At 69.7% G+C, this 26,726-nt stretch carries 28 protein-coding genes; 11 read left to right on the forward strand and 17 right to left on the reverse strand.

Annotated features, from left to right (window positions below):
- The first annotated feature begins 38 nt into the window (after positions 1–38).
- Positions 39–254, forward strand: a complete 216-nt coding sequence (locus tag JYA75_RS23665) for a hypothetical protein (RefSeq protein ID WP_006933918.1) — start codon at positions 39–41, stop codon at positions 252–254.
- Positions 255–264: 10 nt separating this feature from the next.
- Here the strand turns inward: JYA75_RS23665 and JYA75_RS23670 are convergent, their stop codons facing one another.
- Both JYA75_RS23670 and JYA75_RS23675 read right to left on the reverse strand, forming a co-directional pair.
- Positions 265–789 carry a 2'-5' RNA ligase family protein gene (locus tag JYA75_RS23670; RefSeq protein WP_006933916.1) on the reverse strand — a complete coding sequence of 175 codons (525 nt, stop codon included), beginning with the start codon at positions 787–789 and terminating at the stop codon, positions 265–267.
- Positions 790–824: 35 nt separating this feature from the next.
- Positions 825–1,580 (reverse strand): CPBP family intramembrane glutamic endopeptidase, encoded by a 756-nt coding sequence (locus JYA75_RS23675; RefSeq protein ID WP_029542322.1) that lies wholly within the window; start codon positions 1,578–1,580, stop codon positions 825–827.
- A gap of 292 nt (positions 1,581–1,872) precedes the next feature.
- Here JYA75_RS23675 and JYA75_RS23680 point away from each other — a divergent pair, with 292 nt between their 5' ends.
- Positions 1,873–3,570, forward strand: coding sequence for a fumarate hydratase (locus JYA75_RS23680; protein WP_029542320.1), 1,698 nt, complete (start codon positions 1,873–1,875; stop codon positions 3,568–3,570).
- A 96-nt stretch (positions 3,571–3,666) separates the two neighbouring features.
- Here JYA75_RS23680 and JYA75_RS23685 read toward each other — a convergent pair whose 3' ends face one another.
- From JYA75_RS23685 to JYA75_RS23695, 3 genes are all read right to left on the reverse strand, one after another.
- Positions 3,667–4,089, reverse strand: coding sequence for a hypothetical protein (locus JYA75_RS23685; protein WP_029542318.1), 423 nt, complete (start codon positions 4,087–4,089; stop codon positions 3,667–3,669).
- Positions 4,090–4,181: 92 nt separating this feature from the next.
- A complete protein-coding gene (locus tag JYA75_RS23690) occupies positions 4,182–4,571 on the reverse strand; it encodes a hypothetical protein (RefSeq protein ID WP_065922833.1) in 390 nt (129 codons plus the stop codon).
- A 115-nt stretch (positions 4,572–4,686) separates the two neighbouring features.
- Complete coding sequence (locus JYA75_RS23695) at positions 4,687–5,142, reverse strand: carboxymuconolactone decarboxylase family protein (RefSeq protein WP_043799232.1); 456 nt, start codon at positions 5,140–5,142, stop codon at positions 4,687–4,689.
- Positions 5,143–5,217: 75 nt separating this feature from the next.
- On the opposite strand from JYA75_RS23695, the gene JYA75_RS23700 reads away from it, so the two are divergent.
- A complete protein-coding gene (locus tag JYA75_RS23700; RefSeq protein WP_102799792.1) occupies positions 5,218–6,147 on the forward strand; it encodes a sigma-70 family RNA polymerase sigma factor in 930 nt (309 codons plus the stop codon).
- A gap of 75 nt (positions 6,148–6,222) precedes the next feature.
- Here JYA75_RS23700 and JYA75_RS23705 read toward each other — a convergent pair whose 3' ends face one another.
- On the reverse strand, positions 6,223–7,317 hold the full coding sequence (locus JYA75_RS23705; RefSeq protein WP_006933903.1) for a VOC family protein: 1,095 nt from the start codon (positions 7,315–7,317) through the stop codon (positions 6,223–6,225).
- A gap of 221 nt (positions 7,318–7,538) precedes the next feature.
- Between JYA75_RS23705 and JYA75_RS23710 the strand changes: the two genes are divergently transcribed.
- The 5 genes from JYA75_RS23710 to JYA75_RS23730 all read left to right on the forward strand — a co-directional run bounded on the left by JYA75_RS23710 (position 7,539) and on the right by JYA75_RS23730 (position 12,393).
- Positions 7,539–8,417, forward strand: a complete 879-nt coding sequence (locus tag JYA75_RS23710) for an acetaldehyde dehydrogenase (acetylating) (protein ID WP_203329443.1) — start codon at positions 7,539–7,541, stop codon at positions 8,415–8,417.
- Complete coding sequence (gene dmpG, locus JYA75_RS23715; RefSeq protein ID WP_006933900.1) at positions 8,414–9,487, forward strand: 4-hydroxy-2-oxovalerate aldolase; 1,074 nt, start codon at positions 8,414–8,416, stop codon at positions 9,485–9,487. The genes JYA75_RS23710 and dmpG overlap by 4 nt, the downstream gene beginning before the upstream one ends.
- 15 nt (positions 9,488–9,502) lie before the next feature.
- On the forward strand, positions 9,503–10,981 hold the full coding sequence (locus tag JYA75_RS23720; protein WP_006933898.1) for an aldehyde dehydrogenase: 1,479 nt from the start codon (positions 9,503–9,505) through the stop codon (positions 10,979–10,981).
- Between the two features lie 165 nt (positions 10,982–11,146).
- On the forward strand, positions 11,147–11,899 hold the full coding sequence (locus JYA75_RS23725; RefSeq protein WP_006933896.1) for an SDR family oxidoreductase: 753 nt from the start codon (positions 11,147–11,149) through the stop codon (positions 11,897–11,899).
- Between the two features lie 65 nt (positions 11,900–11,964).
- Positions 11,965–12,393, forward strand: a complete 429-nt coding sequence (locus JYA75_RS23730; RefSeq protein WP_006933894.1) for a tautomerase family protein — start codon at positions 11,965–11,967, stop codon at positions 12,391–12,393.
- A 121-nt stretch (positions 12,394–12,514) separates the two neighbouring features.
- On the opposite strand, the gene nphA is transcribed toward JYA75_RS23730, so the two are convergent.
- A complete protein-coding gene (gene nphA / locus JYA75_RS23735; RefSeq protein ID WP_006933892.1) occupies positions 12,515–13,045 on the reverse strand; it encodes an NADH-dependent flavin reductase in 531 nt (176 codons plus the stop codon).
- Between the two features lie 28 nt (positions 13,046–13,073).
- Positions 13,074–14,636 carry a 4-hydroxyphenylacetate 3-hydroxylase N-terminal domain-containing protein gene (locus JYA75_RS23740; protein WP_043799290.1) on the reverse strand — a complete coding sequence of 521 codons (1,563 nt, stop codon included), beginning with the start codon at positions 14,634–14,636 and terminating at the stop codon, positions 13,074–13,076.
- Between the two features lie 237 nt (positions 14,637–14,873).
- Here JYA75_RS23740 and JYA75_RS23745 point away from each other — a divergent pair, with 237 nt between their 5' ends.
- Positions 14,874–15,896 (forward strand): AraC family transcriptional regulator, encoded by a 1,023-nt coding sequence (locus tag JYA75_RS23745; protein WP_203329444.1) that lies wholly within the window; start codon positions 14,874–14,876, stop codon positions 15,894–15,896.
- 54 nt (positions 15,897–15,950) lie between these two features.
- Here JYA75_RS23745 and JYA75_RS23750 read toward each other — a convergent pair whose 3' ends face one another.
- A complete protein-coding gene (locus JYA75_RS23750; protein WP_203329445.1) occupies positions 15,951–16,979 on the reverse strand; it encodes a 2Fe-2S iron-sulfur cluster-binding protein in 1,029 nt (342 codons plus the stop codon).
- A gap of 2 nt (positions 16,980–16,981) precedes the next feature.
- Positions 16,982–18,196, reverse strand: coding sequence for a cytochrome P450 (locus JYA75_RS23755; protein WP_029542310.1), 1,215 nt, complete (start codon positions 18,194–18,196; stop codon positions 16,982–16,984).
- Positions 18,197–18,327: 131 nt separating this feature from the next.
- Between JYA75_RS23755 and JYA75_RS23760 the strand changes: the two genes are divergently transcribed.
- Entirely contained in the window at positions 18,328–19,332 is a 1,005-nt protein-coding gene (locus tag JYA75_RS23760; RefSeq protein WP_044475768.1) for an AraC family transcriptional regulator, read from the forward strand.
- 123 nt (positions 19,333–19,455) lie between these two features.
- On the opposite strand, the gene JYA75_RS23765 is transcribed toward JYA75_RS23760, so the two are convergent.
- From JYA75_RS23765 to JYA75_RS23790, 6 genes are all read right to left on the reverse strand, one after another.
- Positions 19,456–20,721 (reverse strand): acyl-CoA dehydrogenase family protein, encoded by a 1,266-nt coding sequence (locus tag JYA75_RS23765; protein WP_006933879.1) that lies wholly within the window; start codon positions 20,719–20,721, stop codon positions 19,456–19,458.
- A 131-nt stretch (positions 20,722–20,852) separates the two neighbouring features.
- Complete coding sequence (locus JYA75_RS23770; protein WP_006933877.1) at positions 20,853–21,050, reverse strand: tautomerase family protein; 198 nt, start codon at positions 21,048–21,050, stop codon at positions 20,853–20,855.
- Positions 21,051–21,052: 2 nt separating this feature from the next.
- Complete coding sequence (locus tag JYA75_RS23775) at positions 21,053–21,841, reverse strand: fumarylacetoacetate hydrolase family protein (RefSeq protein ID WP_006933875.1); 789 nt, start codon at positions 21,839–21,841, stop codon at positions 21,053–21,055.
- Complete coding sequence (locus JYA75_RS23780) at positions 21,838–22,632, reverse strand: fumarylacetoacetate hydrolase family protein (RefSeq protein ID WP_203329446.1); 795 nt, start codon at positions 22,630–22,632, stop codon at positions 21,838–21,840. Before JYA75_RS23780 ends, JYA75_RS23775 begins: the two co-directional genes overlap by 4 nt.
- Before the next feature lie 45 nt (positions 22,633–22,677).
- Positions 22,678–23,505 (reverse strand): IclR family transcriptional regulator, encoded by an 828-nt coding sequence (locus JYA75_RS23785; protein ID WP_029542304.1) that lies wholly within the window; start codon positions 23,503–23,505, stop codon positions 22,678–22,680.
- 213 nt (positions 23,506–23,718) lie between these two features.
- Complete coding sequence (locus JYA75_RS23790) at positions 23,719–24,609, reverse strand: LysR family transcriptional regulator (protein ID WP_203329447.1); 891 nt, start codon at positions 24,607–24,609, stop codon at positions 23,719–23,721.
- A 95-nt stretch (positions 24,610–24,704) separates the two neighbouring features.
- On the opposite strand from JYA75_RS23790, the gene JYA75_RS23795 reads away from it, so the two are divergent.
- Positions 24,705–25,349 carry a LysE family translocator gene (locus tag JYA75_RS23795; protein ID WP_185713690.1) on the forward strand — a complete coding sequence of 215 codons (645 nt, stop codon included), beginning with the start codon at positions 24,705–24,707 and terminating at the stop codon, positions 25,347–25,349.
- A gap of 3 nt (positions 25,350–25,352) precedes the next feature.
- Here the strand turns inward: JYA75_RS23795 and JYA75_RS23800 are convergent, their stop codons facing one another.
- On the reverse strand, positions 25,353–26,669 hold the full coding sequence (locus JYA75_RS23800; RefSeq protein WP_185713691.1) for an MFS transporter: 1,317 nt from the start codon (positions 26,667–26,669) through the stop codon (positions 25,353–25,355).
- Between the last annotated feature and the right edge of the window lie 57 nt (positions 26,670–26,726).

The following is a 26,726-nucleotide window of genomic DNA, read 5'->3' on the forward strand; positions in this document are numbered from 1 at the left end:
CCGAGACCTGTCCCGTCCCGCACCGGAGGGCATCGATCATGAGCAGGAAGAAGTGGTGGGTACTCGAGGGCCCGGAGAGCGGGTTCTCGCTCGAGGAGCGCGCGACGGGAGACCTCGTCCTCGTCAACACGCAGACGTCGGAGGAACACACCCTGCACGGCTACGTGTGGAAGCACGCCCCGCACTTCGGAGTGCAGATCATGGGCGAGGGCCCCCCGCCCTACGGCAAGTGGGTGGAGAACCCCGAGGAGTGAGCGACGTCGGTCACGGGACCCGCCGCAACGGACGGCGCTCCCCCGTCGTGGTGTCGATCAGTGCCGCGCCGGACACGGCCGTTGCGAGGGGCAGCACGTCGTAGACGGCCGCGGCCACCCGCGGCAGGTCGTCCAGCCGTGCGCGGGGGCTGAGGGTCAGGTGCGGGGTCCATACGCCCGGCCGGTAGTGCTTGTGCAGGTCCGCGCCGGTGGCGGTGACGGTGTCGACCACACGCTGCTGGCGCCGCAGGAGGTCGGCGGTGGGGGCGGGCGCGAGCCAGATCCGTCCGCGCCGGAAGGCGCCCAGGCCGTCGGAGTAGAGGGTCAGCGGCCCGCCGTCGGGCAGCGCCTCGAGCGCGGCCGTCACGTCGTCGACGTCGTAGCTGCGCAGCACCGCGTACGACAGGTGCGGCACGTGCCGGCCGTGGGTATGGGTGAGCAGCGTCGGCACACCGAGATCTTCGAGCCGGGCCCACAGCTGTTGCAGGGCGCGCCGGGCGGCGGCGTCGAAGAGCAGGCAGACCGCGAGTGCCATCAGCGCACGGTACCGCGGCGGCGGTTCGCCGGCGGTCAGTTCAGGGTGGCGTGCCAGACCAGGGCCGCGGCCAGGGCACCGGCGCCGTTGAGCGACCAGTGCAGGGCGATCGGGGCGATCAGGCTCCCGCTGCGGCGGCGCAGCCAGGTGAAGACGAATCCGGCGGCCGCGGTCGCCACGACCGCTCCGGCGATGCCCAGCACCTGTCCCCACAGGCCGCCGCCGAGGACGCCGCTGAGCCCGCGGTTGCCGTTCGTGAGCCCGAGCGACGAGGCGATGTGCCACAGGCCGAACAGCAGCGAGCCGGCGGCGAACACGCCGCGCGCACCCGAGACACGTTCGAGCGTGCCGTGCAGCACGCCGCGGAACGCGAGTTCCTCGGGGATGACCGTCTGCAGCGGGATGACGATCATCGATGCGAGGAGCGCGCCGGAGATCGTGGCGTAGCGGTCGGACAGGAAGAACTGCCGGGTCGGGGGCAGCGCCACGCCGACGGCGATCACGGCCAGCACGATCCCCGCGGCGCCCAGCGCGTAGAGCGAACCGGACCGCCAGTGGCGCGGCGAGAGCCCGAGTTCGGACCAGCGCATGCCCCGGCGGCGCATCAGCGCGACGAGCACCACGGCCGCGATGGGCACCGTCGCGATGCTGGCCCACACGGTGGTGAAGTGCGCGATCAGGTTGGTGGCGACGAGGACGACCACCACGACGGCGACGTCGAGCCAGGCGTGGGCGCCGCGAAGCGATCCGCGGTGCGCAGGTGCCGTCGTCGGCACGGTCTCGGTACTCAATGTGTTCTCGAACTCCCGCTCTCGGGTCTGTCGGAAGCGGTGCCCTCCGGGTACCCGATGCTCTCCGAGTACCCGTTCCTGTGCCGTACGAACCATCCATACCAGTGTACGGATCGCGTGCCGCCGGGGCCGTGACCGGCGCCACAGCGACGGCCGAATTCGGTAGTGACGCAGGTCACGACGGGTGCGGGAGCGGATTGCGTCACACGCCCCGGCGTCGGGGCGCCGTGTCGCCCGGACTAGCCTTGTCGCGAACATCAGCCCCGCTGTCCAGGACAGTTCAGGAGAAGAAATGGCCGACTTCCTCTACGAGGACCTGCTGCCGATCGGGGAAGACCCCACCGAGTACCGGCTGCTGACCACCGAGGGGGTGTCCACCGTCGAAGGACCGGGCGGCCGCACCTTCCTGCAGGTCGAGCCCGAGGCGCTGCGCCTGCTCACCGAGACCGCGCTGCACGACATCCAGCACTACCTGCGCGCGGATCACCTGAAGCAGCTCGCAAGCATCCTCGACGACCCGGAGGCGTCGGACAACGACAAGTTCGTCGCGCTCGATCTCCTGAAGAACGCCAACATCGCCGCCGCCGGGGTGCTGCCGATGTGCCAGGACACCGGCACCGCGATCGTCATGGGCAAGCGCGGCCAGCACGTCCTCAGTCCCGGCAACGACGAGGAAGCCATCGCCCGCGGCGTGTACGACGCGTACACCCGGCTCAATCTGCGGTACTCGCAGAACGCTCCCCTCACCATGTGGGAGGAGAAGAACACCGGCTCGAACCTGCCGGCGCAGATCGAGCTCTACGCCGACACGGCGGCCGGCCACGAGAACGCCTACAAGTTCCTGTTCATGGCCAAGGGCGGCGGATCGGCCAACAAGTCGTACCTGTACCAGGAGACGAAGGCGATCCTGAACCCGGACTCGATGATGCGATTCCTCGAGGCCAAGATCCGCTCGCTCGGCACCGCCGCGTGCCCGCCGTACCATCTCGCGATCGTCGTCGGCGGCACCTCCGCCGAGTTCGCCCTCAAGACCGCCAAGTACGCCTCGGCGCACTACCTGGACGAGCTGCCGAACGAGGGCGCGATCACCGGCCGCGGCTTCCGCGATCTCGAGCTCGAGGAGCAGGTGCTCGAGCTGACCCGCAAGATCGGGATCGGCGCGCAGTTCGGCGGCAAGTACTTCTGCCACGACGTGCGTGTCATCCGCCTGCCCCGGCACGGCGCGTCGCTGCCGGTGGCGCTGGCCGTGTCCTGCTCCGCCGACCGGCAGGCGAAGGCGAAGATCACCCCGGAGGGCGTGTTCCTCGAACAGCTCGAGTTCAACCCGGGCCGCTTCCTGCCCGAGATCACCGACGCCCAGCTCGACGCCGAGACCGAGGGCGTGTCGGGCACCGGCAAGGGTGCCGCGGTGAAGATCGACCTGACGCGGCCGATGCCGGAGATCCTCGCCGAACTGTCCAAGCACCCCGTCAAGACCCGGCTGTCCCTCACGGGCCCGCTCGTCGTCGCCCGCGACATCGCGCACGCGAAGATCAAGGAACGCCTCGACGCCGGCGAGGGAATGCCGCAGTACCTGAAGGACCACCCGGTGTACTACGCCGGGCCGGCCAAGACCCCGGACGGCATGGCCTCCGGTTCGTTCGGCCCCACCACGGCCGGCCGGATGGACTCCTACGTCGAGCAGTTCCAGGCCGCGGGCGGCTCGATGGTCATGCTCGCCAAGGGCAACCGCTCGCAGCAGGTCACCGACGCCTGCAAGAACCACGGCGGCTTCTACCTCGGCTCCATCGGCGGGCCGGCCGCGCGCCTCGCACTCGACTGCATCAAGAAGGTCGAGGTTCTCGAATACCCGGAACTGGGTATGGAAGCGGTGTGGAAGATCGAGGTCGAGGACTTCCCGGCGTTCATCGTCGTGGACGACAAGGGCAACGATTTCTTCGCCGGCACCGGCGAGGTCACCCTGACGATCGGCAAGCGCCCCGGCCTGTAGGCGGCTGCGCCGCCGGTGCGTCCTTTGGGCTGTCCCAGCAGCCCGAAGGACGCACCGGGATGCTGCGGCGCCGGACGAGCCGACGCATCCGGTCGATCAGGCCTCCGACGGGCCGGACTTCTTCGGTTCGCCGGTGGCGGGGTAGTCGAGCAGCGACTGCTGCAGACGGGACCACTGATGGGCCAGACCCTGCAACGGCGCCAGCGACTTTTCGACCACCTCCAACTGACGGTCGAACGCCGACAGTTGTGCCTGCAGCGCCTGCACCGATTTTCGCTGCGCGTGCAGCTGCTCGACGAGTGCGTCGAACTCGGTGAGGACGGGTGGCACGAGCTCCATCACCTGCCGAAGAGAGCCGAGCATCCGGTTCGCGGGCGCGGACAGGGGCTCGGGAATCGCGCCGAGGGCGTCGCTCCCGATCGACCCGACCGCGTCCGCCACGGCGCGGGTCCTCTCCAGCAACTCCTCCATCGCGGACCCGAGCAGTCCGAATCGACGGGTCTCGCCTTCCTCCGCCATCGTCACCCTCCTCCGGACCACGGTTCGGTCCCGATCCGATCATGCCCCCCGGGCACCGTCTCGGCAGCCGAACCCCGTCGCGGCGGGCTCCCTCAGGCCGCGGGGGTGTCCGTGCGGGAGAGCACGGCGGGCGCCTGCGCGACGAGGCCCTGCAGAAAGCGGACGACGGTGCCGGCCGCCGGAGCGGCGTCCGGCGTCAGCATCGCGCACAGCGTCCGGTAGCTGCCCGGATCGAGTTCCGGCTGCGCCCGGAACTGCGCCGTGAGCGGCACCGTGAACGCGATCGTCCGGTCCCGCGAACGGATGTCGAGCGTCGGTCCACCCACCGCCGCGGTCAGCCGGACCTCGAACCGGTTCGCGCCCACGGTGTGCACGAAGCCCACGGTGCGCACGTTGGCGCGTGCCATCTGCCGGTAGAGCGGCCGCAGTCCTCCGAGGACCATCGACGGAAGCGTGACGGCACCGGAGCCGGCGGCGAACATGAGCGCACTCCTTTTCGTTCTTTTCGTTCGGGGCCGTCACCACGCGGGCGACGACCCTCCGACGCATTATCTGGAATGATTCCAGAAAATACGGCGGGGGGCAACGTCGCGGTCGTCACCACTGCGCGCCGGCCACCTGCTTGACCGTCGCGTTGAGCCGGTTCCACACGTTGATCAGCGAGATCTGCAGGATCAGCGCCGCCAGTTGCGGCTCGTCGTAGTGGCGGTCGGCCTCGTCCCAGACGTCGTCGGGCACCGGGTCGGGCCGGTCCGCGAGCCGGGTCACCGCCTCCGTCAGCGCCAGGGCCGCCCGCTCGGCATCGGTGAAGTACGGCGCCTCGCGCCACGCCGCCACCGCGAACAGCCGCTTGTCGGTCTCCCCGTCCTTCTTCGCCAGCCGCGGGTGCATGTCCACACAGACGCTGCATCCGTTGATCTGGCTCGCCCGCAGATGCACGAGGTGGGTGGTGCGCGCCGGCAGCCCGCCACCGTCGGCGGCGTTCCCCAGTGCCTGCAACGCCGTCACCGCGTCGGGCAGAACGAGCGCGGGATTCGTCATTCGAGCCTTCATGATCGTCTCCTTGTCACATCCGGGGTCGTGCGTTCGTCACAGCCATGACGGATCCCGACGACAGAATGTGACGACATGAGCGACGGAAACTTCTCGGCCCACCCCGGCGGCGCCTTCCCCGCCGAACAGTTCGAGGCACATCGGGACCATCTCCGGGCGGTGGCCTTCCGCATGCTCGGCTCGGCGAGCGAGGCCGACGACGCCGTGCAGGAGGCCTGGCTGCGCCTGCACCGCTCCGGCACCGACGAGGTCGCCAACCTGGGAGGCTGGCTGACGACGGTGGTGAGCCGGGTGTGCCTGGACATGCTGCGCTCCCGGGGCTCGCGCCGGGAGGTCCCCCTCGATCAGCCCGACCGTCCCGAACCTGGGTCGACGGACCCGCGCGACGTTCCGGAAAGCGCTGCACTACTGGTCGATTCGGTCGGTGTGGCCATGCTCGTCGTGCTCGACACCCTCGCCCCGGCCGAACGCCTCGCGTTCGTGCTGCACGACCTGTTCGCCGTCCCGTTCGACGAGATCGCCCCGATCGTGGAGCGCTCCCCCGCCGCCACCCGCCAGCTCGCGAGCCGCGCGCGGCGGCGCATCCAGGGCGCGACCGCCCCACGGGCCGACCTGATGCGCCGCCGTCGCCTCGTCGACGCGTTCCTCGCCGCGTCGCGGGAGGGACGGTTCGACGACCTGCTGGCCCTGCTCGATCCGGACGTGGTCCTTCGCGCGGACGACGTCGCCGTGGCGACGGCCCGTGCCGGCGCGGCTCACGGCGCACCGGCGCTCGCGCACGAGCTTCACGGACCCCACAGCGTCGCAAAGGTTTTCGACGGCCGCGCCCAGGCCGCCCGGACGGTGCTCGTCGACGGAATGCCCGGTGCCGCATGGGCGCCGGGCGGCCGTCCGCGCACGGTGTTCGCCTTCACGATCGAAGACGACGCGATCGTCGAGATCGAGGTGGTGTCGGATCCCGGGCAGCTCGCGGCGCTCGAGGTGACGTTCCCGGACGCCGGCTGACACGCGAGTGCGCACCTCTCGTCGCGGCACGCCGGAGACCGGCGCGGGAGGTGCGCACCCGCAGAAGGCCAGGGCTCAGACCGGGGATCCCGAAACCGCTCGGGAATGGTCGATTTCGTCCGGAACCGCGCGTTCCGCGGCACTCACCTCCGGGTCGTCGACGGGAGCGCCCGGACCGAAGTGCGAGAACTTCTCGATGTGCTGATCGAGTGCGAGCGGATTCGGGGTGCCGTAGGTGAAGTACGTCTCCCACGGCAGCTTCGCGCCGCCGACCGCGAGACCGGTGTCGATATCGGACATCTGCCAGGTCTTGGTCTCGGCGTCCGGATCCAGGTGCAGGTAACCGGCCTCGCCGAACAGTTCGATGCGGTTGCCGCCCGGCTCGAACACGTAGAGGAACTGCCCCTGGGTGATCCCGTGCTTGTCGGGGCCGGCCTCGATCTGGATGTCGTAGTCGCGGAACATCTCGACCGCATCGGCAAGGTGCTGGCCGGTGCCGTAGTAGAACGCGAGGTGGTGGAGCTTGCCGCGGCCGCCGGTCATGTCCCGCATGCAGGCGACCTCGTGGCCGAGCAGGTTCGAGCTCATCCAGGCGCCGATCTCGACGTTGCCGTCCACGACGCGTTCGGTGGTGCGGAATCCGAGGTGCCGCTCGAACGAGTCCTTGAGCGGGGTGACATCCGAGGCCATCAGGTTGAGGTGGTCGATCCGCTTGACCGGAATCCCCGACAGCGGCTTCTTCGACGGCCGCGAGAGGATCTTGCTCTGCAGTTCCTGCGGGGCGACGTACTTCTCCACCTCCCACAGCAGCTGCAGGTTGTGACCGTCCGGGGACTGGAATTCGAAGGTCTTGCCGTAGCCGAACTGGTCCTCGCTCCACGTACCCTCGACGTTGCCCTGCTTCAGCGACGCCACGCGGCGCTCGAGCGCCTCCGGCGAACTGGCGCGCAGCGCGGCGTGGCCCATGCCGGCTTCCGGCGCCTCGGTGACCTTCAGGCTCCACTGGTACGGGTCTTCGTACCCACGCAGGTAGACGGACTGCCCCTCCCGATGCGTGACGTACATGCCGAGAAACTTCGTGAAGAAGTCGAGGGTTTCCTGCGGCCTGGGGGTGAACAGTTCGGCACGGGCGAGGTGCGCGATGTCGAAACGGGCAGTGGGGTCGGTCATGGCTACTCCTGATCTCCGCTGGCCGGGCTTGCTGCTCCGGTTGTGGTGGATGTCACGAGCTTGCGGGGGTGCCGGCGCTTCCGTCAGCGCTGTTCGGGATAGCCGAACACCGATCGGATCACGGCCGGGCGTGTCCGGTACCGCCGGATCACCCGCCGTCTACCAGGGGATCGCCCCTAGCGTCGGCAGCATCACCCCGACACTGGAGGGAAGGCCCACAGATGAGTCGTTTGAAAGCCGCGATCGTCGGATCCGGGAACATCGGGACGGACCTGATGTACAAGCTGTTGCGGTCCGAGCATGTCGAGCCGGTGTACATGGTCGGCATCGATCCGGCCAGCGAGGGACTCGAGCGGGCCCGGCGGGAGGGCCTCGAGGCGTCCGCGGAGGGGCTCGAGTGGCTCCTGGCCCGGCCCGAGCTGCCGGACGTGGTGTTCGAGGCCACCTCGGCGAGGGTGCACGCCGCGGCCGCACCCCGGTACGCCGCGGCCGGCATCACCGCGATCGACCTGACGCCCGCCTCGGTGGGCCCGTACGTCGTGCCCGCGGTCAATCTCACCGAACACCTCGACGCACCGAACGTGAACATGGTCAGCTGTGCCGGTCAGGCCACGATCCCGATCCTGTACGCGATCAACCAGGCCGCGGACGCCTACTACGGGGAGATCGTCGCCGCGATCGCCTCGCACAGCGCCGGCCCGGGCACCCGCCAGAACCTCAGCGAATTCAGCGAGAAGACCGGCCGGGCACTCGCGCAGGTCGCCGGCGCGGACCGCGCCAAGGCGATCTCGGTGATCAACCCGGCCGAGCCGCCGATGAACATGCGCGACACCGTCTACGCCAAGGTCCGCCACCCCGACCCGGACGCGATCGAACGCGCCGTGGTCGAGATGGTCGCCAAGGTGCAGCAGTACGTCCCCGGCTACACGTTGCGTCTGGTCGATGTGGACGGCGACCTGGTCACGGTCATGCTCGAGGTCGTCGGCGCCGGCGACTTCCTGCCCACCTACGCCGGAAATCTCGACATCATCACCGCCGCCGCCGTGCATGTCGCCGACGTCATGGCGCAGCGCAGCCTCGTCCAGGGAGCAGCCCAGTGAGCACCACCGACACCACCCACACCCCCGGCACCCCCGGCGGGCGCCGCAAGGTCACCCTCGTCGACACCACCCTGCGCGACGGCATGTCGTCGGTCTCGCACCGGTTCACCCCCGGCAACGTCGCCGACATCGCCCGCGGCCTCGACCGGGCCGGGATCCCCACCATCGAGGTGGCCCACGGCATCGGCCTCGGTGCCTCCTCGATCCAGTACGGCTTCGCCGCCGCCACCGACCCCGAGTACGTGCGTGCCGCCGTCGACGCCGTCGACGATGCGGACATCGCGGTGCTGTACGTCCCGGGCATCGCCACCCTCGCCGAACTGCAGGGCGCGATCGACGCCGGCATCAAGACCGTGCGCGTCGCGGTGCACTGCACCGAGGCCGACTGCGCCCAGCAGCCCGTCGAGTGGGCCAAGGACAAGGGCCTGAACGTGATGACGTTCCTGATGATGAGCCACAAGCTCGAGCCCGAACCGCTCGCCGAGCAGGCCGCCAAGCTCGACTCCTACGGCGCCGACGTCGTCTACGTCGTCGACTCCGCCGGCGCGATGGTGCCCCGGCACGCCGGCGACCGCGTCGCGGCCCTGCGGCAGGCGATCTCCGCCGACATCGGTTTCCACGCTCACAACAATCTCGGGGTCGGCATCGCCAACGCGCTCACCGCGGCCGAGCACGGGGCGACGTTCATCGACGGGTCGCTGCGCGGGCTCGGCGCCAGCGCCGGCAACGCCCAGACCGAGGTGCTCGCCGCCGCGTTCGAGCGGGCCGGCTGGGACACCGGGGTCGAGCTGTTCCCGCTGATCGACACCGCCGAGCACGTCGTCGCCCCGCTGATGACCGAACCGCAGATCGTCGACGAGACCGCCCTGATCCTCGGCTACGCCGGGGTGTACTCGACGTTCTTCCACCCGACCAAGCGGGCCGCGAAGAAGTTCGGCCTCTCCACCCGCGAGATCCTGCTCGAGCTCGGCCGCCGCGGCGTCATCGGCGGGCAGGAGGACATGATCGTCGATGTCGCCTCCGAACTGGCCGGCCGCACCTACGAACTGCCGGCCCGAGCCGGCGTCTGACCCGGGGAGACTGCCATGACACAGACCCAGAACACGCCGTCGGTGACGCAGGTCCGGCACCTGATCGGCGGCGAATGGAAGCCGGCGTCGGACGGGGCCACCTTCGAGTCCCGCGACCCCCACGACGGGGCGCTGCTCGGGGTCGTGCCCGCGGGCACCGCCGAGGACGGTGCCGCGGCGATCACCGCCGCCCGCACCGCCTTCGACGACGGCCCCTGGCCGCTGCTGTCCCCGAAGGAGCGCGCGAAGATCCTGCACGCGGTCGCCGACACGGTCGACGCCCACCGCGAGGAACTCGCCCTGCTCGAGACCCGCGACGGCGGCAAGAGCATCAACCAGTCGCTGCACGCCGAAATCCCCCGCGTGGCCCACAATCTGCGGTTCTTCGCCGACTACGTCGCGATGGCCGCCAACGAGGCCTACCCCGACGGGGACCTGCTGTCCTACGTGCTCTACCCGCCGGCCGGTGTGGTCTCGGCGATCAGCCCGTGGAACGCACCCCTGATGCTGGCCACCTGGAAGATCGCCCCCGCGTTGGCCTTCGGTAACACCGCGGTGCTCAAGCCGGCGCCGCAGACCCCGCTGACCGCGCACCGCTTCGCCGAACTCGCCCTCGAGGCCGGACTGCCCGAGGGCGTGCTCAACGTCGTGCACGGGTTCGGCGGTGAGGCCGTCGCCGGGCCGCTGACCTCGGATCCGCGGGTGGATCGGATCACCTTCACCGGCTCGAGCGCGACGGGCGTGAAGATCCTGCAGGCCGCGGCAGTCAACCACACCCCGGTCTCGGCGGAGATGGGCGGCAAGTCCGCGAACATCGTCTTCGCCGACGCCGACCTCGACGTCGCCGTGCCGATGGCGATCCGCGCGATCTTCGGCGGCAACGGACAGGTGTGCCTGGCCGGGTCCCGGCTGCTGGTGCACAACAGCATCATGGACGAGTTCCTGGCCCGGTTCACCGAGCAGGCGAACACGCTCACCGTCGGCGACCCGAAGGACCCGTCGAACTTCCTGGGCCCGCTCATCGAGCAACGCCACCTCGACAAGGTGCACGGCTACGTCGAACTCGCCCAGGAGGAAGGCGGCAAGGTCGTCACCGGCGGCGCCCGCCTCACCGACGAGGCCCGCGCCGGCGGCTTCTACTACCCGCCCACCGTGATCACCGGGCTGACCAACGACTCCCGCACCGCACGCGAGGAGATCTTCGGCCCGGTCGAGACCGTCCTCGGCTTCGACACCGAACAGGAGGCCCTGCGCATCGCCAACGACTCCCCCTACGGCCTGGCCGGGATGCTGTTCACCCAGAACCTGGACCGGGCCCACCGGATGGCCGCCCGCTGGAAGGCCGGCACCGTGTGGATCAACACGTTCTTCGAACGCGACCTGCGCCTGCCGTTCGGCGGCGAAGGCGCCAGCGGCCTCGGCCGCGAAGGCGGCCAGTACTCGCGCGAATTCTTCACCGAACCCCGCGCGGTCACCCTCCGATTGCGCGGCTGAAACGGCCGGAGAATCGGATTCGCTCCGCAGACCGGAATCCGCCCACGGCATCTTGCGTGGGCGGATTTCTGTTCGGCGCGTCGATCGCGGCCGAACGACCAATCGCCCGTCCCGCTACTGCGCGGATCGTCCGGGCGTTCCACAACGGCAAGAGGGAGCACAGGTATGACTTCGTCCTCAGTGTGTGTCGTCGTCGGCGCGACCGGTGCGATGGGCACCGAGTTCACCCGTCGCCTGGCCCGTCGCGGCCTTCGCGTGATCGCCGTCGCCCGCAACGCCGACGACCTCGACAAGCTGGCGGCCTCGGACGACCTGATCGTCCCGTGCGTCGCCGACATCGCCGACGACAGCGCGATCGAGGCGATCGCCGCCCACGTCGACGCACCGGTGCGGATGGCCGTGTTCGCGGCCGGACTTCCGGTGCGCGGCTCGGCCGACACCATCGCGCCGGGAGACTTCGCGGTCGGCGCGAACATCAAGGTCGGCGGGCTGGTGCGGCTGCTGCACGCCGTCCGCGACCACCTGGTGCCGGGTTCGCGTTTCGTGACGATCGCCGGGTCGCTCGGACTCGAACCCGGCCCGCTCGACGCCGGGCCGGGGACGGTGAACGCCGCGGTCTTCAACCTCATGCGCCAGCTCAGCGCGCTGTACGGCCCGAAGGGCGTCACCACCCACACCATCGCGCCGGGGCCTGTCGACACGCCACGGCTGCGGAAGTTCGTCGAGACCGAAGCCGCCGAGACCGGCCGCGACCCCGGCGAGATCTGGAACCGCTACCGCGCCAAGACCACGCTCGGCCGGCTACCGACCCTCGACGAGATCGGCTGGACTCTGGAGATGCTGCTCGCCCCCGAGGCCGCCGTGCTGCACGGAAGCGTCCTCACCGTCGACGGCGGGACCCGGCACGGAGTCCAATAGTCACGGAGTCCAATAGTCACGGCGTCCACTAGATCTGTACCCCAAAACGTCACAAAGGAGCGGCCATGCCCGTTGCACACTTCCATCTCGTCGACGGCGCCTACACTGCCGAGCAACGACGTCGGCTGCTCGCCGACGCGAGCCGCTGCTACGCGGAGGTCCTCGACTCCCCGATCGAGCGAGTGCGGGCGTTCGTCGTCCGGTACGACCCGGACGACGCCGCGACGGCCGGGACGGTGATCGCCGACGGCGGCACCCCGGCCCCCTACTTCACCGCGATCGTCCTCGCCGGACGCCCGATCGAGCAGCGCCAGGAGTTGGCGGCGCGATTCACCGATCTGATCGTCGAGATCCTTGGGGCGCAGCGGGATCTGGTGCGCGGACAGATCGTCGAGGTCGATCCGGTGAACTGGTCCATCGCAGGCAACCCGGCCGCTGCCACGCGCGCCGGCGAGATCACGGCGCGCGCGGCGGCCGCACAGCCGGCGCGGTGATCAGCGGGGCATGAGCGAATGTGCCGTTACGTCGATCTATCCGACACAACGGCACATTCGCTCGGGGGTTCGAGAGGCGGGGTGACCGCGACGCCCGCCGCGGCCACCCCGCCCTGCTCGATCAGAACCCCCAGGGTTCGTCCCTGCCCTGCAGCTCGAGCGACCGGAAGGTGCCGGTGTAGAACACCAGCGGGTGCCCGTCGTCGTACCAGAGCCGCTCCACCCGGCCCACGTGCAGGGTGTGGTCACCCGCGGGATGCGAATCGACCACGGTGCACGCGAGGTGAACCAGTGCACCTTCGAGGAGAGGCACGCCCTTGCGCCACACGAACCGAACCAGATCCGGCTGGTTCGCCGCGCCGGCGAAGTGCAGGGACAACGGTTCCTGGTCCCCGGCGAGGATCGAAACGCCGTACCGCCCCGCCTCGCGGATCCGCTCGTTCATCTTGGCGCGGTTGGCGATCGATACGAGCACGAGCGGCGGATCGAGCGACACGGAGGTGAACGCGTTGGCGGTCATTCCGTGCACCGAGGCCTCGTCCTCGGACTCGGCGGTGGTGACGATGGTGACGCCGCTGGCGAACCGGCCGAGGGCCTTACGCATGTGCAGAGGCGTGACGTCGAGATCGGATCCCCGGGCGGTGTCGGTCATGACCGTGCTCCTCATCGCTGCGCCCCGTTCAGCTACGGACGATCTTCAGATCGTCGTTGTTGATCAGATCCGGGCGCGTCCAGCCGTCGATGTCGTATTCGGACATGCACTGCTCGGCGAAGCCCTTGAGCTGGTTGTCCAGGCCCTGAGCCTGGTAGGCGAACAGCGTCTGGAAGCGCACGGCCTCGTGGTCGCCGCCGTAGTTGCGCTCGTACAGCTCGTGCCGGCCGCCGAACTCGGTACCGACGGCATCCCAGAGCAGCTTGAGCAGCTTGACACGATCGATGGCCACGATGCCGTTCGACCCGCGAACGTACTGGTCGAGGTACGGCCGGATCTCGGGGTTACCCCAGTCGCTCGCATGCGAATTCAGGTAGATCAGGCCGCTGCCGAGGGTCTGCTGGATGATCTCCTTGATCCGCGGGTAGCCGACGCCCATGAAGGTGCGGTAGGCGAGACCGTAGTTGAGGTTCGGTTGCACGGCACCGTTGACCCACGGATCGGGCGTCTTCGCCATCGCGTCGGACAGTCCCCAGAACATGTCACGCCAGTTGAGGATCTCGCCGATCTGCATCTGCACGCCGCGGAATCCGGCCGAGCCGGTCATCTCCACCGCCTTCATCACACAGCCGGCGATGAAGTCCAGCTTCACGGCGAGACGGGCGCAACCGTGGAACATGAAGCGAGACATGAAGCCCGACTTCATCACGAACCCGTTGGTCGTCTCGGTGTCGTAGGCGAAGACGTTCTCCCACGGCACCAGCACCCGGTCGAACACCATGATGGCGTCGTTCTCGTCGAATCGGCTCGAGAGCGGGTAGTCGAACGGCGTACCCATGACGGCGGCGTTCATCTCGTAGGACGTACGGCAGAACAGCTTCAGGCCCGGCGAATCCATCGGGACGGTGAAGATCAGGCCGAACTCCTTCTTGCGGAGCGGCAGGCCGTAGTGCGCGATGAAGTTGGCGTTGGTGATCGCCGACCCGGTCGCCACCACCTTGGCGCCGGACACGATCAGGCCCGCGTCGGTTTCCTCCACCACGTGCACGCAGATGTCGGCGGTCTCGTCGGCGGGCTTGTCGCGGTCGATCGGGGGGTTCACGATCGCGTGGTTCATGTAGATCACGCGTTCCTGTGCTTCCTTGTACCACCGCTTCGCGTTGTCCTGGTACTCCCCGTAGAACTCCGCGTTGGCTCCGAGGGTGCCGAGGAACGACGCCTTGTAGTCGGGCGAGCGGCCCAGCCAGCCGTACACCTCGCGCTGCCAGGTGGCGATCGCATCACGAGCGAGGAGCAGATCGTCGGCACTGTGCGCCGTCTTGAAGAACGGATGGGTGAATCCTCCGTTACCGGTGTCGGTCGGCACCGACAGGATGCCCTTCGCTTCCGGCTTGTGCATCGCGTCGTACATCCGGGCCACCGACCGGACCGAATTGCGGAAGGCCGGATGTGTGGTGACATCGTCGACCCGCTCGCCACGGAAGTACACCTCACGACCGTCGCGGAGCGACTCGATGTACTCGTCGCCGGTCATGGGCCGGACGGTGTTGGGCGCTCCGACGGCGTCGCCCAGGATCGATGTGGTCGTCATGGTCTTCACTCCTGGTCTCGGGGGTGTGGTGCAGGAATCGGCTCGGGTGGGGAACGGCACGACGGGCGTCGACCCGGCCCGGCCGTATCCGCCGACTTCGGAGGATCCCGGCACCGATCACGCTGGCGCGCTTCGGTAACCGTCCTCGGTGGTCGCGCGGGGCCGGGGGTTGGGATATCGTTCCGGGCGCCACGTTCCTGTGATCTGTAACACTAGAAGGCGGAGGTGTGGTGGAACATGGCTGAGCGCGAACAAACGGGTGACTCTGCGCGCAACGGAGCGGCCCCCGGCATCGTTTCCCTGCGGACGCAGGAGCTGGACACGAGCGAGGGGCACACCCGATGGGCGAGCACGCTGGGGCAGCTGTACTGCGAGATGGACGTCGCGTGGCCGAACCCACGACGTCACTTCGACGCGGAATGGGGCGGCCGGCCGTTCGGCGATCTGCACGTCAGCACGATCCGGGCCGACGCCCACACGGTGGTCCGCTCGCCCGCGATGGTCGACTCCGACTCCGGTGCAGGCTATCTCGTGTGCATCGTGACCGAGGGCCACGTCGAGGTGCAGCAGTCGGGCCGGACCACGACGGTCGAGCGAGGGTCGTTCGCATTGCTCGACTGCGCCACCCCGTTCGTCTTCCACTCCCCCGCACCGTTCCGGCAGATCGTCGTGCGGTCTCCTCGTGAGCTGCTCACCTCGCGCCTGCCGGGGCGGATCGTCGAACACGGCACGGCCCGCACGATCTGCGGCGAGACCGGGCCGGGCGGACTGGTCGGTCGCTTCTTCGTCGACATCGCGACGATGAATGCCCCCATCTCGCGGGGGGCCGCCGTGTCGTTCGCCTCCTCGGCCGTCGACATGCTGGTCACCGCCCTCACCGAAGGCACTGTCGCGACCGGTGCCGCCCAATTGCACCGCACGGAAGATCTCACCCGCGTCCAGCGGGTCATCGAACAGAAGCTGCACGATCCCGAGCTCACGCTTCCGGACGTCGCCGCCGACGCCGGGATGTCGTTGCGCAACGTCCAGAAGCTCTTCAGCGCAGCGGGCACCACTCCGCGCGCATGGCTGTATCAGGCACGGCTCGAGCGCGCGCGGAAGTACCTGCTGACGACCGAGATGTCCGTCGCCGAGGTCAGCGAATGCGCGGGCTTCCGGGACGTCTCCCACTTCAGCAGGACGTTCCGCGCCGCCTTCGGCGCGAGCCCCGGCCAGTATCGGAAGGAACGCGCCGGCCGCGAACCGGGGCACCGACACTGAACGACGACCGGCCGGGTGCTCGGGGTGAACCCGAACACCCGGCCGCGGAACCGGTCACACCGGCGACATCACCGGCGGCGCGCTGCCGACGGCGAACTCCTCCTTGAAGATCAACCGGGGCGCCATGCGACGCCGTTTGAGCGCCTTGACCGCCGCGGTGACCATGGCGGGTGGCCCGCACAGGTATGCGCTGCGCCCCTTGCAACTGGCGAAGTCGTCGAGCACGGCGTCGGTGACCACGCCGGTGGCGCCGTCCCACTGCTCCTCGCTGAGTACAGGGTGGTAGCGGAATCGGGGATCGGCGGCCTCGAGAGCCCGGAAGAAGTCCACGTCGTACAGATCCGCCTGCCCGCGCCCTCCGTGGTACAGGTCGATGCTCGGGACAAGATCGTTGGAGAGTGCATGGCGCACAATCGACTTCAAGGGGGCAAGCCCCGTTCCGCCGCCGACCAGAATGGCCGGTTCTTCCTGGGGACGAACCAGGGCGAACTGCCCCAGCGGCCCGCGCAGCCCGATCCGGTCTCCCGGCCGAAGCGAGCCGAAGATCCACCCCTCCGTCGCGAGCCCTCCATCGACCCGCTTGATGTGGAACTCGAGCCGGCGCGACTCGGAGGGCGGATTGGCCATCGAGTACTGACGCGCCACAACGGAACCCGGCACGATCAACTCGGCGTACTGACCGGCGGAGAACTCCATCGGCTCGTCCAGCTCCACGACGAGCCGGCGGGTGCACCGTGCGATGTCGGCCAGCTCGAGCACGGTGCCGGCGTGGTCGCGCAAGGGATGCCTCGGCCCGTCCGGGGGCACGTCGTTCAACGGCGCGACGGTCAGATCGGTGCGAGGTGTCGCCTGACAGGCGAGTGTGAGCCCGGACGCGCGCTCCGCCTCGCTCAGGATGGTCTCGTCGGGCCGGCCGTGGTCCACCTCGCCGCACAGCACCCTGATCTTGCAGGTCCCGCAGGTGCCCTGCGAGCACGCGTGCGGCAACCAGCGGTTCGCCCGCAGTGCGGACTCGAGTACCGAACGGTCGGGCGCGCCGGGAAAGGCCCCGTCCTGCCCGGAAACGGTCACCGAGTGGCTCACGACTACACCTCCCATCGGACGTGCAGGCCCTGCGGGCCGCGGAAGGTCCAGCCCCAGAAGCTCGGGGTGCGGTCGGGGTCGGGTTCGATGTTCGGGATCGTCTCGAACAACTCCTCGAGGGCGATCCGGACGATCGCGGTCCCGAGGTAGGTGCCGGCACAGGCGTGCTTGCCGGCGCCGAAGGCGAGGTGCGGCATGACCGGCCGGTCCACGTCGTAGGCGTCCGGGTTCGCCCACACCGTCTCGTCGCGGTTGGCCGAGCCGTACGCGAGTATGACCGGCGTACCCGCGGGCAGGTCGACGCCGCCGACGGTGACCTCCCGGTTCGCGACCTTGACGGCGGCGCTCCAGATCGGCGCTACCCAGCGCGCGCCCTCGTTGACCGCCCGCGGGAGGAGATCCGGATCGTCGACGACGCGCTCGAGCTGGTCGGGATGCTGCAGCAGGCCCGCCAGTGTCGTCGTCATGACGTGACCGGGCTCCTGCAGCGCACCGAGCAGGAAGACGTAGATGTTCGGGTAGATTTCCGACCGCTCCCGCACCTGCCCCTCCGGCATTCCGTCGTGCAACCAGTGCGAGATCAACGTGTGGTCGGGATTGCGGGTCCAGTGGTCGAGCAACGGATCGACGGTGGCGACGATCTCCTCCTTGATCCGGTCTCCGGCCTCGAAGGGCTCGGCATGGGCGAACTCGCCGTTCTCGTCGACCTCGGCGTTGCCGTACGACAGCGCGAGCGTCTGGAACCACCGCACGAGCGTCTCCGAGGGGACGTTCCGCAGACCCATCAGGTCACCGACCGCACGGACGCTGACCGGAGCGAAATAGGCCTCCTGGATGTCCACGGCCCCGAGTTCCTCGATCCGTTCGAGGATGCTCCGCGCCTGCGGCCGGACCAGCGCTTCCACGTAGGAGTCGACCGCGGCGGGCCGGAGTTGCGGATCGATCCATTCGCGCAGCTTGCGGTGCCGCTCGCCGTTGGAGTCGAGCACGGTTCCGGTCCCGAACGTCCGCCCGCCCGAGGGGGCGATCACCGTGGACCACGTCTCGGAGTCCTGGGTGATCTGCAGGCACAGCTCCCTCGTGGCCACCACGTGCATCCCGATCGCCGGGACGTAGGCGACCGGCGCCTCCCGGCGCAGCCGCTCGTAGATCGGATTCGGGTCGCGGTCGAGTTCCTCCATGGTGATCTCGTCGATCCAGGTATGGGTGGTGGTCATGATGTCGCTCTCCTGTCGTGGGCTCATCCGGAGATGACGGCCGGGGTCGCGCAGACGGGGTGTCCCGCGGTATCGTCCGCCCGCCGAGTTCCTGTGATCTGGAACACTAGAAGGCGGAGGTGAGCGGGAACATGACCGACAGTGCACCGAAGGATGACTCCCCGTGCACCGCGGCGTCCGGCCGGAGATTGGCGCTGAGCACGCGCGAACTGGAGTCCACCGAAGGTCGTGCCCGGTGGACGGACACGCTCGAGACGACCTACTGCGAGATGGACGTCGACTGGCCGCAGACGCACGACCGTTTCGCGGCGGATCTGGTCGCGCGCCCGCTCGGGGAGATGACCGTCAGTGTGGTGCATGCCGATCCGCACGCGGTGGTGCGGACACCGTCGATGATCACCTCGGATCCGAACGACGACTACCTGCTGTGCTTGATCACGCGCGGTTCCGCGATCCTGACGCAGGGGACCCGGTCGGCGACCCTCACCGACGGCGCCTTCGGCATCGTCGACTCGTCGGCACCGTTCGTCGTCGACGCCACAACCGAATTCGAGCAGATCGTGCTGCGCACGCCGCGTGAGCAGCTGACCTCCCGCCTTCCCGTCGAGCTCATGAACAGCGTGACAGGCCAGGGCATTTCCGGGCAGTCCGGAATCGGACGGTTCGTGTCCCGGTTCCTCGTCGAGGTCGCCACCGCCGATACCCCCTTGTCGCAGGGCTCTTCGGCAACCGTTGCGGCCGCGGCGCTGGATCTGCTCGTGAGCGCGATCGGTGAACAATCGCCCCCGTTGAGCGCCACGAAGCGGATCCACGCGGACGACCTTCGCAAGGTGCAGAGCACCATGGTCCGGTATCTCCGAGACCCCGACCACACGCTCGCCGATGTCGGCGTGGAACTCGGAATGTCCGTGCGGTACATCCACAAGTTGTTCAGCACGGCGGGAACCACCCCCCGTACCTGGCTGTACCAGGTACGCCTCGGACGCGCGCGTGCCCTGCTGTCGGAAACCGACCTCACGGTCACCGAGATCAGCGGCCTGGTCGGCTTCCGGGACGTGTCCCACTTCAGCCGTGCCTTCCGTCGGCAGTTCGGCTCCAGCCCCGCGCATTTCCGGCTCGGTCGAGCCGTACGATAGTCGCCGGGACGGGCGGACCGCGTGCACCGCGCGTCCGCAGTCCCGCGAGAACCGTTCGTCCCGTTTCCTCGCCGGAGATCGACGACCGTCCCGCGCTCCGAATGATGTGCGGAGAATGTTCCGTTATCCGGTGTGATCGCGTCCGAAGATCTGTCGTGCGAGGACCCATCGCTGGATCTCGTTGGCGCCCTCGTAGATCTCACCGATCTTGCTGTCCCGGTATATCGCCTCGACCGGTCCTTCGGTGTCGTCGGCTCCGAGGGACTGCACGAATCCGAGTCCGCCGAACGCCTGCACGGCATCCCGGGCGATGCGCGCCGCCAGGTCGGTGCCGCGCAGCTTCGCCATCGCCGCTTCGGGCTCGGGAAAATGCTCCCCGGCGTCGAGCCGAAGAGCCGCTTTCAGGTACAGGCTGCGGGCGGCCTCGAGATCCGCCGCGTAGTCGGCCATCACGAACTGCCAGTGCTGTTTGGAAGCCAGCGAACCACCGAACGCGTGCCGCGACTTCAGATGCGCGACGGTGCGGTCGAAGGCGGCCTGCGCCATGCCGACGCCGGCGGCGCCGATTCCGATGCGGCCGTACGTGAGTGTCCGGAGCGCGACGCGCAGGCCGCCGCCGACCCGCCCGAGCACCGCTTCCGGTCCGAGCCGAACACGGTCGAGGATCACGTCGGCCGTGATCTGCCCACGGTTGCCGAGTTTGCGGTCGGGTGTGCCGACGGTGACGCCCGGTGCGCTGGTGGGAACGATGAAGGTGGTGAGGCTGTCGCCGGTCCGGGCGAGCACGACGACGACGCCGGCGACGACCGAATTGGTGATCCACCGCTTGCGGCCGGTGAGTACCCAGCCGTCGCCGTCCGGGCTCGCGACGGTCTGCACCGCTTCGGGAGAGAGATCGCTCGACGCACCGGGCTCACTCGTCGCGAACGACCCCACGATCTCCCCGTCGACGACGGGACGCAGCCATCGGTGCCGTTGCGCCTCGGTGCCCTGGTCCAGTGCCGTGCCGGCGAGGATGCAATGGACGTCGTAGATGGCGGCGACACTGTTGGAGTAGTACGCCAGTTCCTCGACGGCCACCGCGGTGGCCGTGGCGCGATGCGTGAGTCCGTCGCCACCGACGTCCGCGGTGAAGGGAATGCGGAACAGACCGTTCGAGGCCATGGCCTCGAACGCGTCCCGCGGGAACCCGTCGAGGCGCTCGTCCCCGCCGGCGATCCGGCCGGCGATCGGCGCGACAGCCCGGGTGGCGAAGTCCCGGACGCGGTCGCGCACCTGTCGCACCTCCGGTGGCGACAGCAGGTCGTGGTACATCCGGTCCGCCACCCGTTCGCAGCCGGGCTCGGGCTCGGCAACCAGGGTCAGGGCGCGCTGTCGGTTCGACGTCATCGGGTTCTCCGGGGGATGCAGGGGATGGTGTCTCCCTTGTGTATCCCGCGGCCCCGCCCCGATCCGGCCCGATCACGATGCTCGACTGCGTCGTCGGCGGGCGTTGTCGCAGTTCGGGATATCCGGACCGTTCAGGCCCGTGTCTCACGCTCGGCGATCGTCACATCACCCGCCGCGAAGTGTGTCTTCGGCGTCTCCCGCAGCACCACCCGGATGTTGGGCAGCGGCGCGTCCAGCGCCCGGTGCGCCGCCTGGGTCAGTTCGTGGATCAGCCTCCGGAGCTCGTCCGGGCTGCGCCCCTCCGCGATCGTCACGTCGATGAACGGCATCGTCAGCCTCCCGCCACGGTGACGGTGCCGAGGGTGGTGAAGTGCGCGGCGATGCGCGCCCCCGGCTGCACCGGCACCGCGTCGGTCATGCCGCCGGTGAGCACCACCCACCCTGCCTCGATGGCGAGTCCCCGCTCGGCCAGGGTGTTCGCGGCGAAGGCCAGCGCCTCCGCGGGATGTCCGTGCACCGCGGCGCCCGTCGCCGAGTCCACCACCTCGCCGTCGACCTCGAGCAGGCACGCCTCGAGGGCGAGATCGAGATCCTCCGGCGCACGGCCGACCGGACCGGTCACGTACCGTCCGGACGAGTTGTTGTCCGCGACGGCGTCCATCATCGAGAACTGGTAGCCGGAGAACCGGCTGTCGATGATCTCGATCGCGCCGACCACGTGCTCCACCGCGGCCAGCGCGGTCGCGGCCGAGACCCCGGGTCCCTCGAGCCTGCGGCCCATGACGAACGCGATCTCCGGCTCCGCGCGGGCGTGGATCATCTTCTCGCGCGGGACAGGCTCGCCGATCGGCAGGATCATCCGGTCCGTGAGCCACGCGGTGGACGGCGAGTCCACGCCCACCTGCCGTTGCTTCGCCTTCGACGTGACCCCGAGCTTCACGCCGGTGAGCCGCTCGCCGCGGGCGAGCCGCATGCGCAACGCGATGTCCTGCGCGGCGTACGCGGTCCCCAGGTCCAGTCCGTCCCATTCCGCGAGGATCGACGTCTGCGGGGTCGCGGTGTCCTCCGCACGCAGCAGCACGTCGGCGACGCGGGCCGCGCTCCACAACTGGTCGCTCATTTCTCGTCCTTTCCGCCGAGCACGGCGGTGACGCTGCCGAGCCCGCTGATGTTCGCCACGACGGAGTCGCCCGCCGCCACCGGGAACGCCCTGGTCATGGAGCCTGGAAGCACCACATGCCCCGGTTCGAGGGTGACCCCGAGCGGGCCGACCGTGTTGGCCAGCCACACCAGTGCGTTGAGCGGGGACCCGAGCACGGCTCCGCCTGCTCCCGTCGCCGTGAGTTCACCGCCTATGTGGAGCGTGCATCCGATCAGCCTCAGGTCGACGTCGCCGAGGGAGACCGGCCGGCTCCCCAGGATCACGCCGCCGGAGGAGGCATTGTCCGCGATGGTGTCGAAGATGCCGATCTTCCAGTCCCGGATCCGCGAGTCGACGATCTCGAGTGCGGGCAGCACGAAGTCCACGGCCCGCGCGGCTTCGGCGGCGGTGACGCCCGGACCGGCCAGCGGCCGGCCGAGCACGAACGCCACCTCGGGCTCGATCCGCGGCTGCAGGAAGCGGCCGGCGGGGATCGGCTGGTGCTCGAGGTGGAACATGCTCGCGGTCAGGTGCCCGAAATCGGGTTGATCGACGCCTATCTGCCGCTGGATCGCGCGGGAGGCCAAGCCCACCTTGTGGCCCTTGACGACATCACCGGCCAGCGTCCACTGCTCGACCTGCAGCTGTTGGATCCGGTAGGCGAGTTCGATCGACGCGTCGGGATGGTCCGGGGTGAGCGGATCGATCGGTTCCCCCGTGCGATACACCTCGAGCAGTCGGTCTGCGGCCTTGTGGGCGGCGGTGTCCATGGCTCCTCTTTTTCGCTTGTCTCGTTCGTGCGGTCGGATTCGTGGTCAGGAGGCGCGTGGGCTCGCCGCCGTCAAACCGGCGGCACCCGGGTCGTCCCGCAGGAGCACGGGACTGCAGTCGTGGGCTTCGGCGATCGCCCGGGTGATCTCGTGCGCGGCACCGACCACGGCCCGCTCGAGCTGCGGTCGCCGCTGGACGAAGCGCGTCGCGGGCACGCTCACGCTCACGGCCGCCACGACGGAACCCAGGTCGTCGCGCACCGGGGCGGCGACGCAGTGCACCTCCGAGACCGTCTCCCCGAGGTCCGCAGCGAAGCCGGCCGAGCGCACACCGGCCAGGGCGTCCAGAAGTGCCTGGGGGTTCGTGGTGGTCGACGGTGTCAGCCGCCGCAACGGGCGCATGGCCAGATACCGGCGCACCTCGATCTCCTCGAGTTGCGCGAGCAGCACCTTGCCCACCGCCGTGGAATGCGCATCGAGGCGCGTCCCGATCCGCGCACCCTGCACGGTGATGTTGTGATTGCCGAGAATCTTGTCCACATAGAGGACGTTCCATCGATCCATGACCGCGAGATGAGTTGTCTCGCCGTACTTCTCCACCAGGCGCTCGAGGACCGGGGCGGCACAGGACCGGACGTCGACGGTGCCGCGCAGCGTCTCTCCCAGCTCCACGACGCGCCAACCGAGCCGGTAGCGTCCGCGTGCGCGGCACTGGAGCAGCCCCGTGTCGACCAGGCTCGACAGCAGGGCGTGCGCGCTCGATCGGGGAACGTCGATCGCCGCCGCGACCTCGGAGACTCCCCACTCGGGTTGCTGCACCGTGAACAGGTCCAGCACCGGTCCGATCCTCTGCACCGTCTGCAGTGACGCCACGTCCAGGTCCGTCCTTTCGGGTCGCGGCGGGGGCCTCGAATGCGCACCACCCGCCGCCGGATGCTTGTGATCTGGAACACTAGGTCCCCGGATGGCGGGCGAACATGGCTGGGAATGCACAGAAGGATGACTCCACGCGCACCGAGTGCGCACATCCCGTCGCGCGTCCTCGGAAATCGGCGCGAGACGTGCGCACTCGCGGGGCCTCGATGGTTACGCGCTCAACGACATGCGCAGGTGCGACACGACGTGCGCAAGGGTCGGGTCGTCGACCTGACCGGCGCGCCGGACGACGCTGACGACCCGCACGGCGCCGGGCGCGGGTATCGCCACCAGGTCCGGTCCCAGCGGCCTGCGGCCCAGTCGCGGGACCAGCGCGGCGGCGAGCCCGGCGCGCACGAAGTCCAGATGGATGTCGAAGTCACTCGACGTGCAGGTGATCCGGGGGCGCAGGCCGTGCCCGGCGAACATGGACATCAGCCATTCGTGGCACAGCGTCCCCTCGCCGGTGGACACCCAGTCCGACGACGAGAGCTGTTGCGGTGAGAGCGTTTCGCCGAGGGCCGGCGGATGGTCCGCGCGCACGATCACGTCGGCGCCGTCGTCGAGCACATGTTCGGCGACGAGGGTGTCGGGCAACACCCGCGGCAGCGACCGCCAGTGGTGCAGCACGGCGACGTCGGCCCGCCCGGTGGCCACCCTCAGGGCAGCGTCGACCGGGTCGGCCTCGACGACCCTGACGGACAGATCCGGCCGGCCCATGGTGGCCGAGGCCAGCGCCGCGGGGATACCGGCCCGGATCGCCGTCGTGAATGCCGCCACCGTGACCGCGCCGGCGATCCGCGACGATCCCGAGACCCGGAAGAAGGCCGATTCCAGCTGCCCGAGAAGGGGTTCGGCGTCGTCGAGGAGGCGCTGGGCGGCGGGGGTGAGCACCACCCGGCGGCCCGCCGGGGCCGTGAGGGCCGCGCCGAGGCGTCGCTCGAGCCGTTTGACGCGCTGGCTGACGGCGGAGGGCGTGTATCCGAGGGCGCTCGCGGCCTCGGTGACCGTGCCGTGGTCACGCAGCGCACGCAGGGCCACGAGCCCGTCGACGTCGAGCATGTAGCAACATTACACAGAACCATGCACAAAGCCGTGATGGACGTGCACGTTTCCGCGCGGCACTCTCGATCCTGTCCCGAACGGAAGGGGTTCCCGTGGTTTCTGCCTCCGCTGCGGCCGGGGTGGCCGTGGTCGCGCTGGGCATGGTCCTCACGCCCGGCCCGAACATGATGTACCTGACCTCCCGGTCGCTGGCGCAGGGCCGCCGGGCCGGCCTGGTGTCCCTCGCGGGTGTCGGCGCCGGGTTCCTCTGCTACCTGCTCGCCACTGCGGCCGGGCTCTCCGCCCTGTTCGCCGCGGTCCCCGTCGCCTACGATCTCCTGCGGTTCGCCGGCGCGGGCTATCTCGCGTATCTCGCATGGGGCATCCTGCGTCCCGGCGGCGGTGCACTCTTCGCCCCGGCCCCTGCGACCGAGCACTCGGCGGCGCGACTGTTCGGCATGGGCCTCGCGACGAACGTGCTCAACCCGAAGATCGCCCTGATGTATGCGGCGCTGCTGCCCCAGTTCGTCTCGCCCGCCGCCGGTCCCGAGTGGCGGCAATTACTCGTGCTCGGCGCGGTCCAGATCGGGGTGGCGCTGACGGTGAACGGGTTGATCGTGCTCGGCGCGGCAGCCGTCGCGCGCCGCGTGGCAACGCACCCGCGGGCCGTGCGGGCGCAGCGCCTCGTCACCGGCACGGCCCTCGGGGCCTTCGCCGTGGCGACGGCCTGCAGCCAGGCGCCGCCCGCACGGGCGTAGGGCTCAGGCCTCGAGCACCTGCCCCTTGCGCTCCGGCAGCGTGTAGGCGGCGACGGCGGCGACGGCGAACGCCGCCGCGAACACCCCGAAGACGAGCGGGTTGCCGCCGGCCGTGAGCAGCCCGGGCACCAGCAGCGGCGCCAGGATCGATGCGATGCGCCCGAACGCGGCCGCCGCACCGGCCCCGGCGGCCCGCACCGACGTCGGATACAGTTCCGGACCGATCGCGTACAGCGCGCCCCACGCGCCGAGGTTGAAGAACGACAACGCCATTCCGGCGGCGACGATCCGGGTGGGGGTGTCGGCGAGTCCGAACAGCCCGGCGGCCGCCGCCGAGCCGACGAGGAAACTCGTCAGGGGGGCGCGCCGCCCCCACACCTCGATCAGCCACGCGGCGACCGCGTATCCCGGCAACTGCGCGAGCGTGATGATCAGCGTGTACTGGAAGGACTTCACTAAATCGAAGCCCTGCGTGACCAGCAGACTGGGCAGCCAGATGAAGGCCCCGTAGTACGAGAGGTTGATGCCGAACCACACCGTCCACAGGGCGACGGTCCGGCGCCGCAGCCGCGACGACCAGATCGACTCGGCCGCCGCCGGGTCGGTGCGCACCGGGCGCGACGTCTCCTCCTGGTCCGGGGGCGCGTCGACGCCGGCGGACGTCTCGAAGGACCGGACGGCCGTCTCGGCCTCGCCGTAGCGGCCACGGCTCTCGAGGTACCGGACGGATTCGGGCAGGCCGAACCGCACGACCACCGCGTACAGGGTGGGGACGATCCCCACGGCCAGCGCCCAGCGCCAGCCGTCGTCGCCGAGCGGGATCACGAAGTAGCCGATGAGGGCGGCGAGGATCCACCCGGCCGCCCAGAACGCCTCGAGCGCCACCACCATGCGGCCGCGCTGCCGGCGCGGCGCGTATTCACTGACGAGGGTCGACGCCACCGGAAGTTCGGCCCCGAGACCCAAACCGACGACGAACCGCAGCACGATCAGCACCGCGACGGAGCCGGCGAGCGCGGCGGCACCGGTGGCCAGGCCGTACACCAGCAGTGTCACCGCGAACACCTGGCGCCGGCCGATCCGGTCGGCGAGCAGGCCGCCGAGCGCGGCGCCGACGGCCATCCCGACGAAGCCGATCGAACCGATCCACGACAGCTGGGTCGTGCTCAGGCCCCACTGCACCGCCAGGGCGGCCATCACGAACGAGATGAGCCCGACGTCCATGGCGTCGAGCGCCCAGCCCACACCGGAGCCGAGCAGCAGCCTGCCGTGTTTGCGGGTGAACGGGAGCTCGTCGAGCCGCTCGGTGCGCGTGGTCATCGACCGAAAGCTATCACCGCCACCGCGGTGATAGCTGGGCTCGGCCGCCGCTCGGGT

The sequence above is a fragment of the Rhodococcus sp. PSBB066 genome (assembly GCF_017068255.1).
GTDB classification, from domain to species: domain Bacteria; phylum Actinomycetota; class Actinomycetes; order Mycobacteriales; family Mycobacteriaceae; genus Rhodococcus; species Rhodococcus aetherivorans.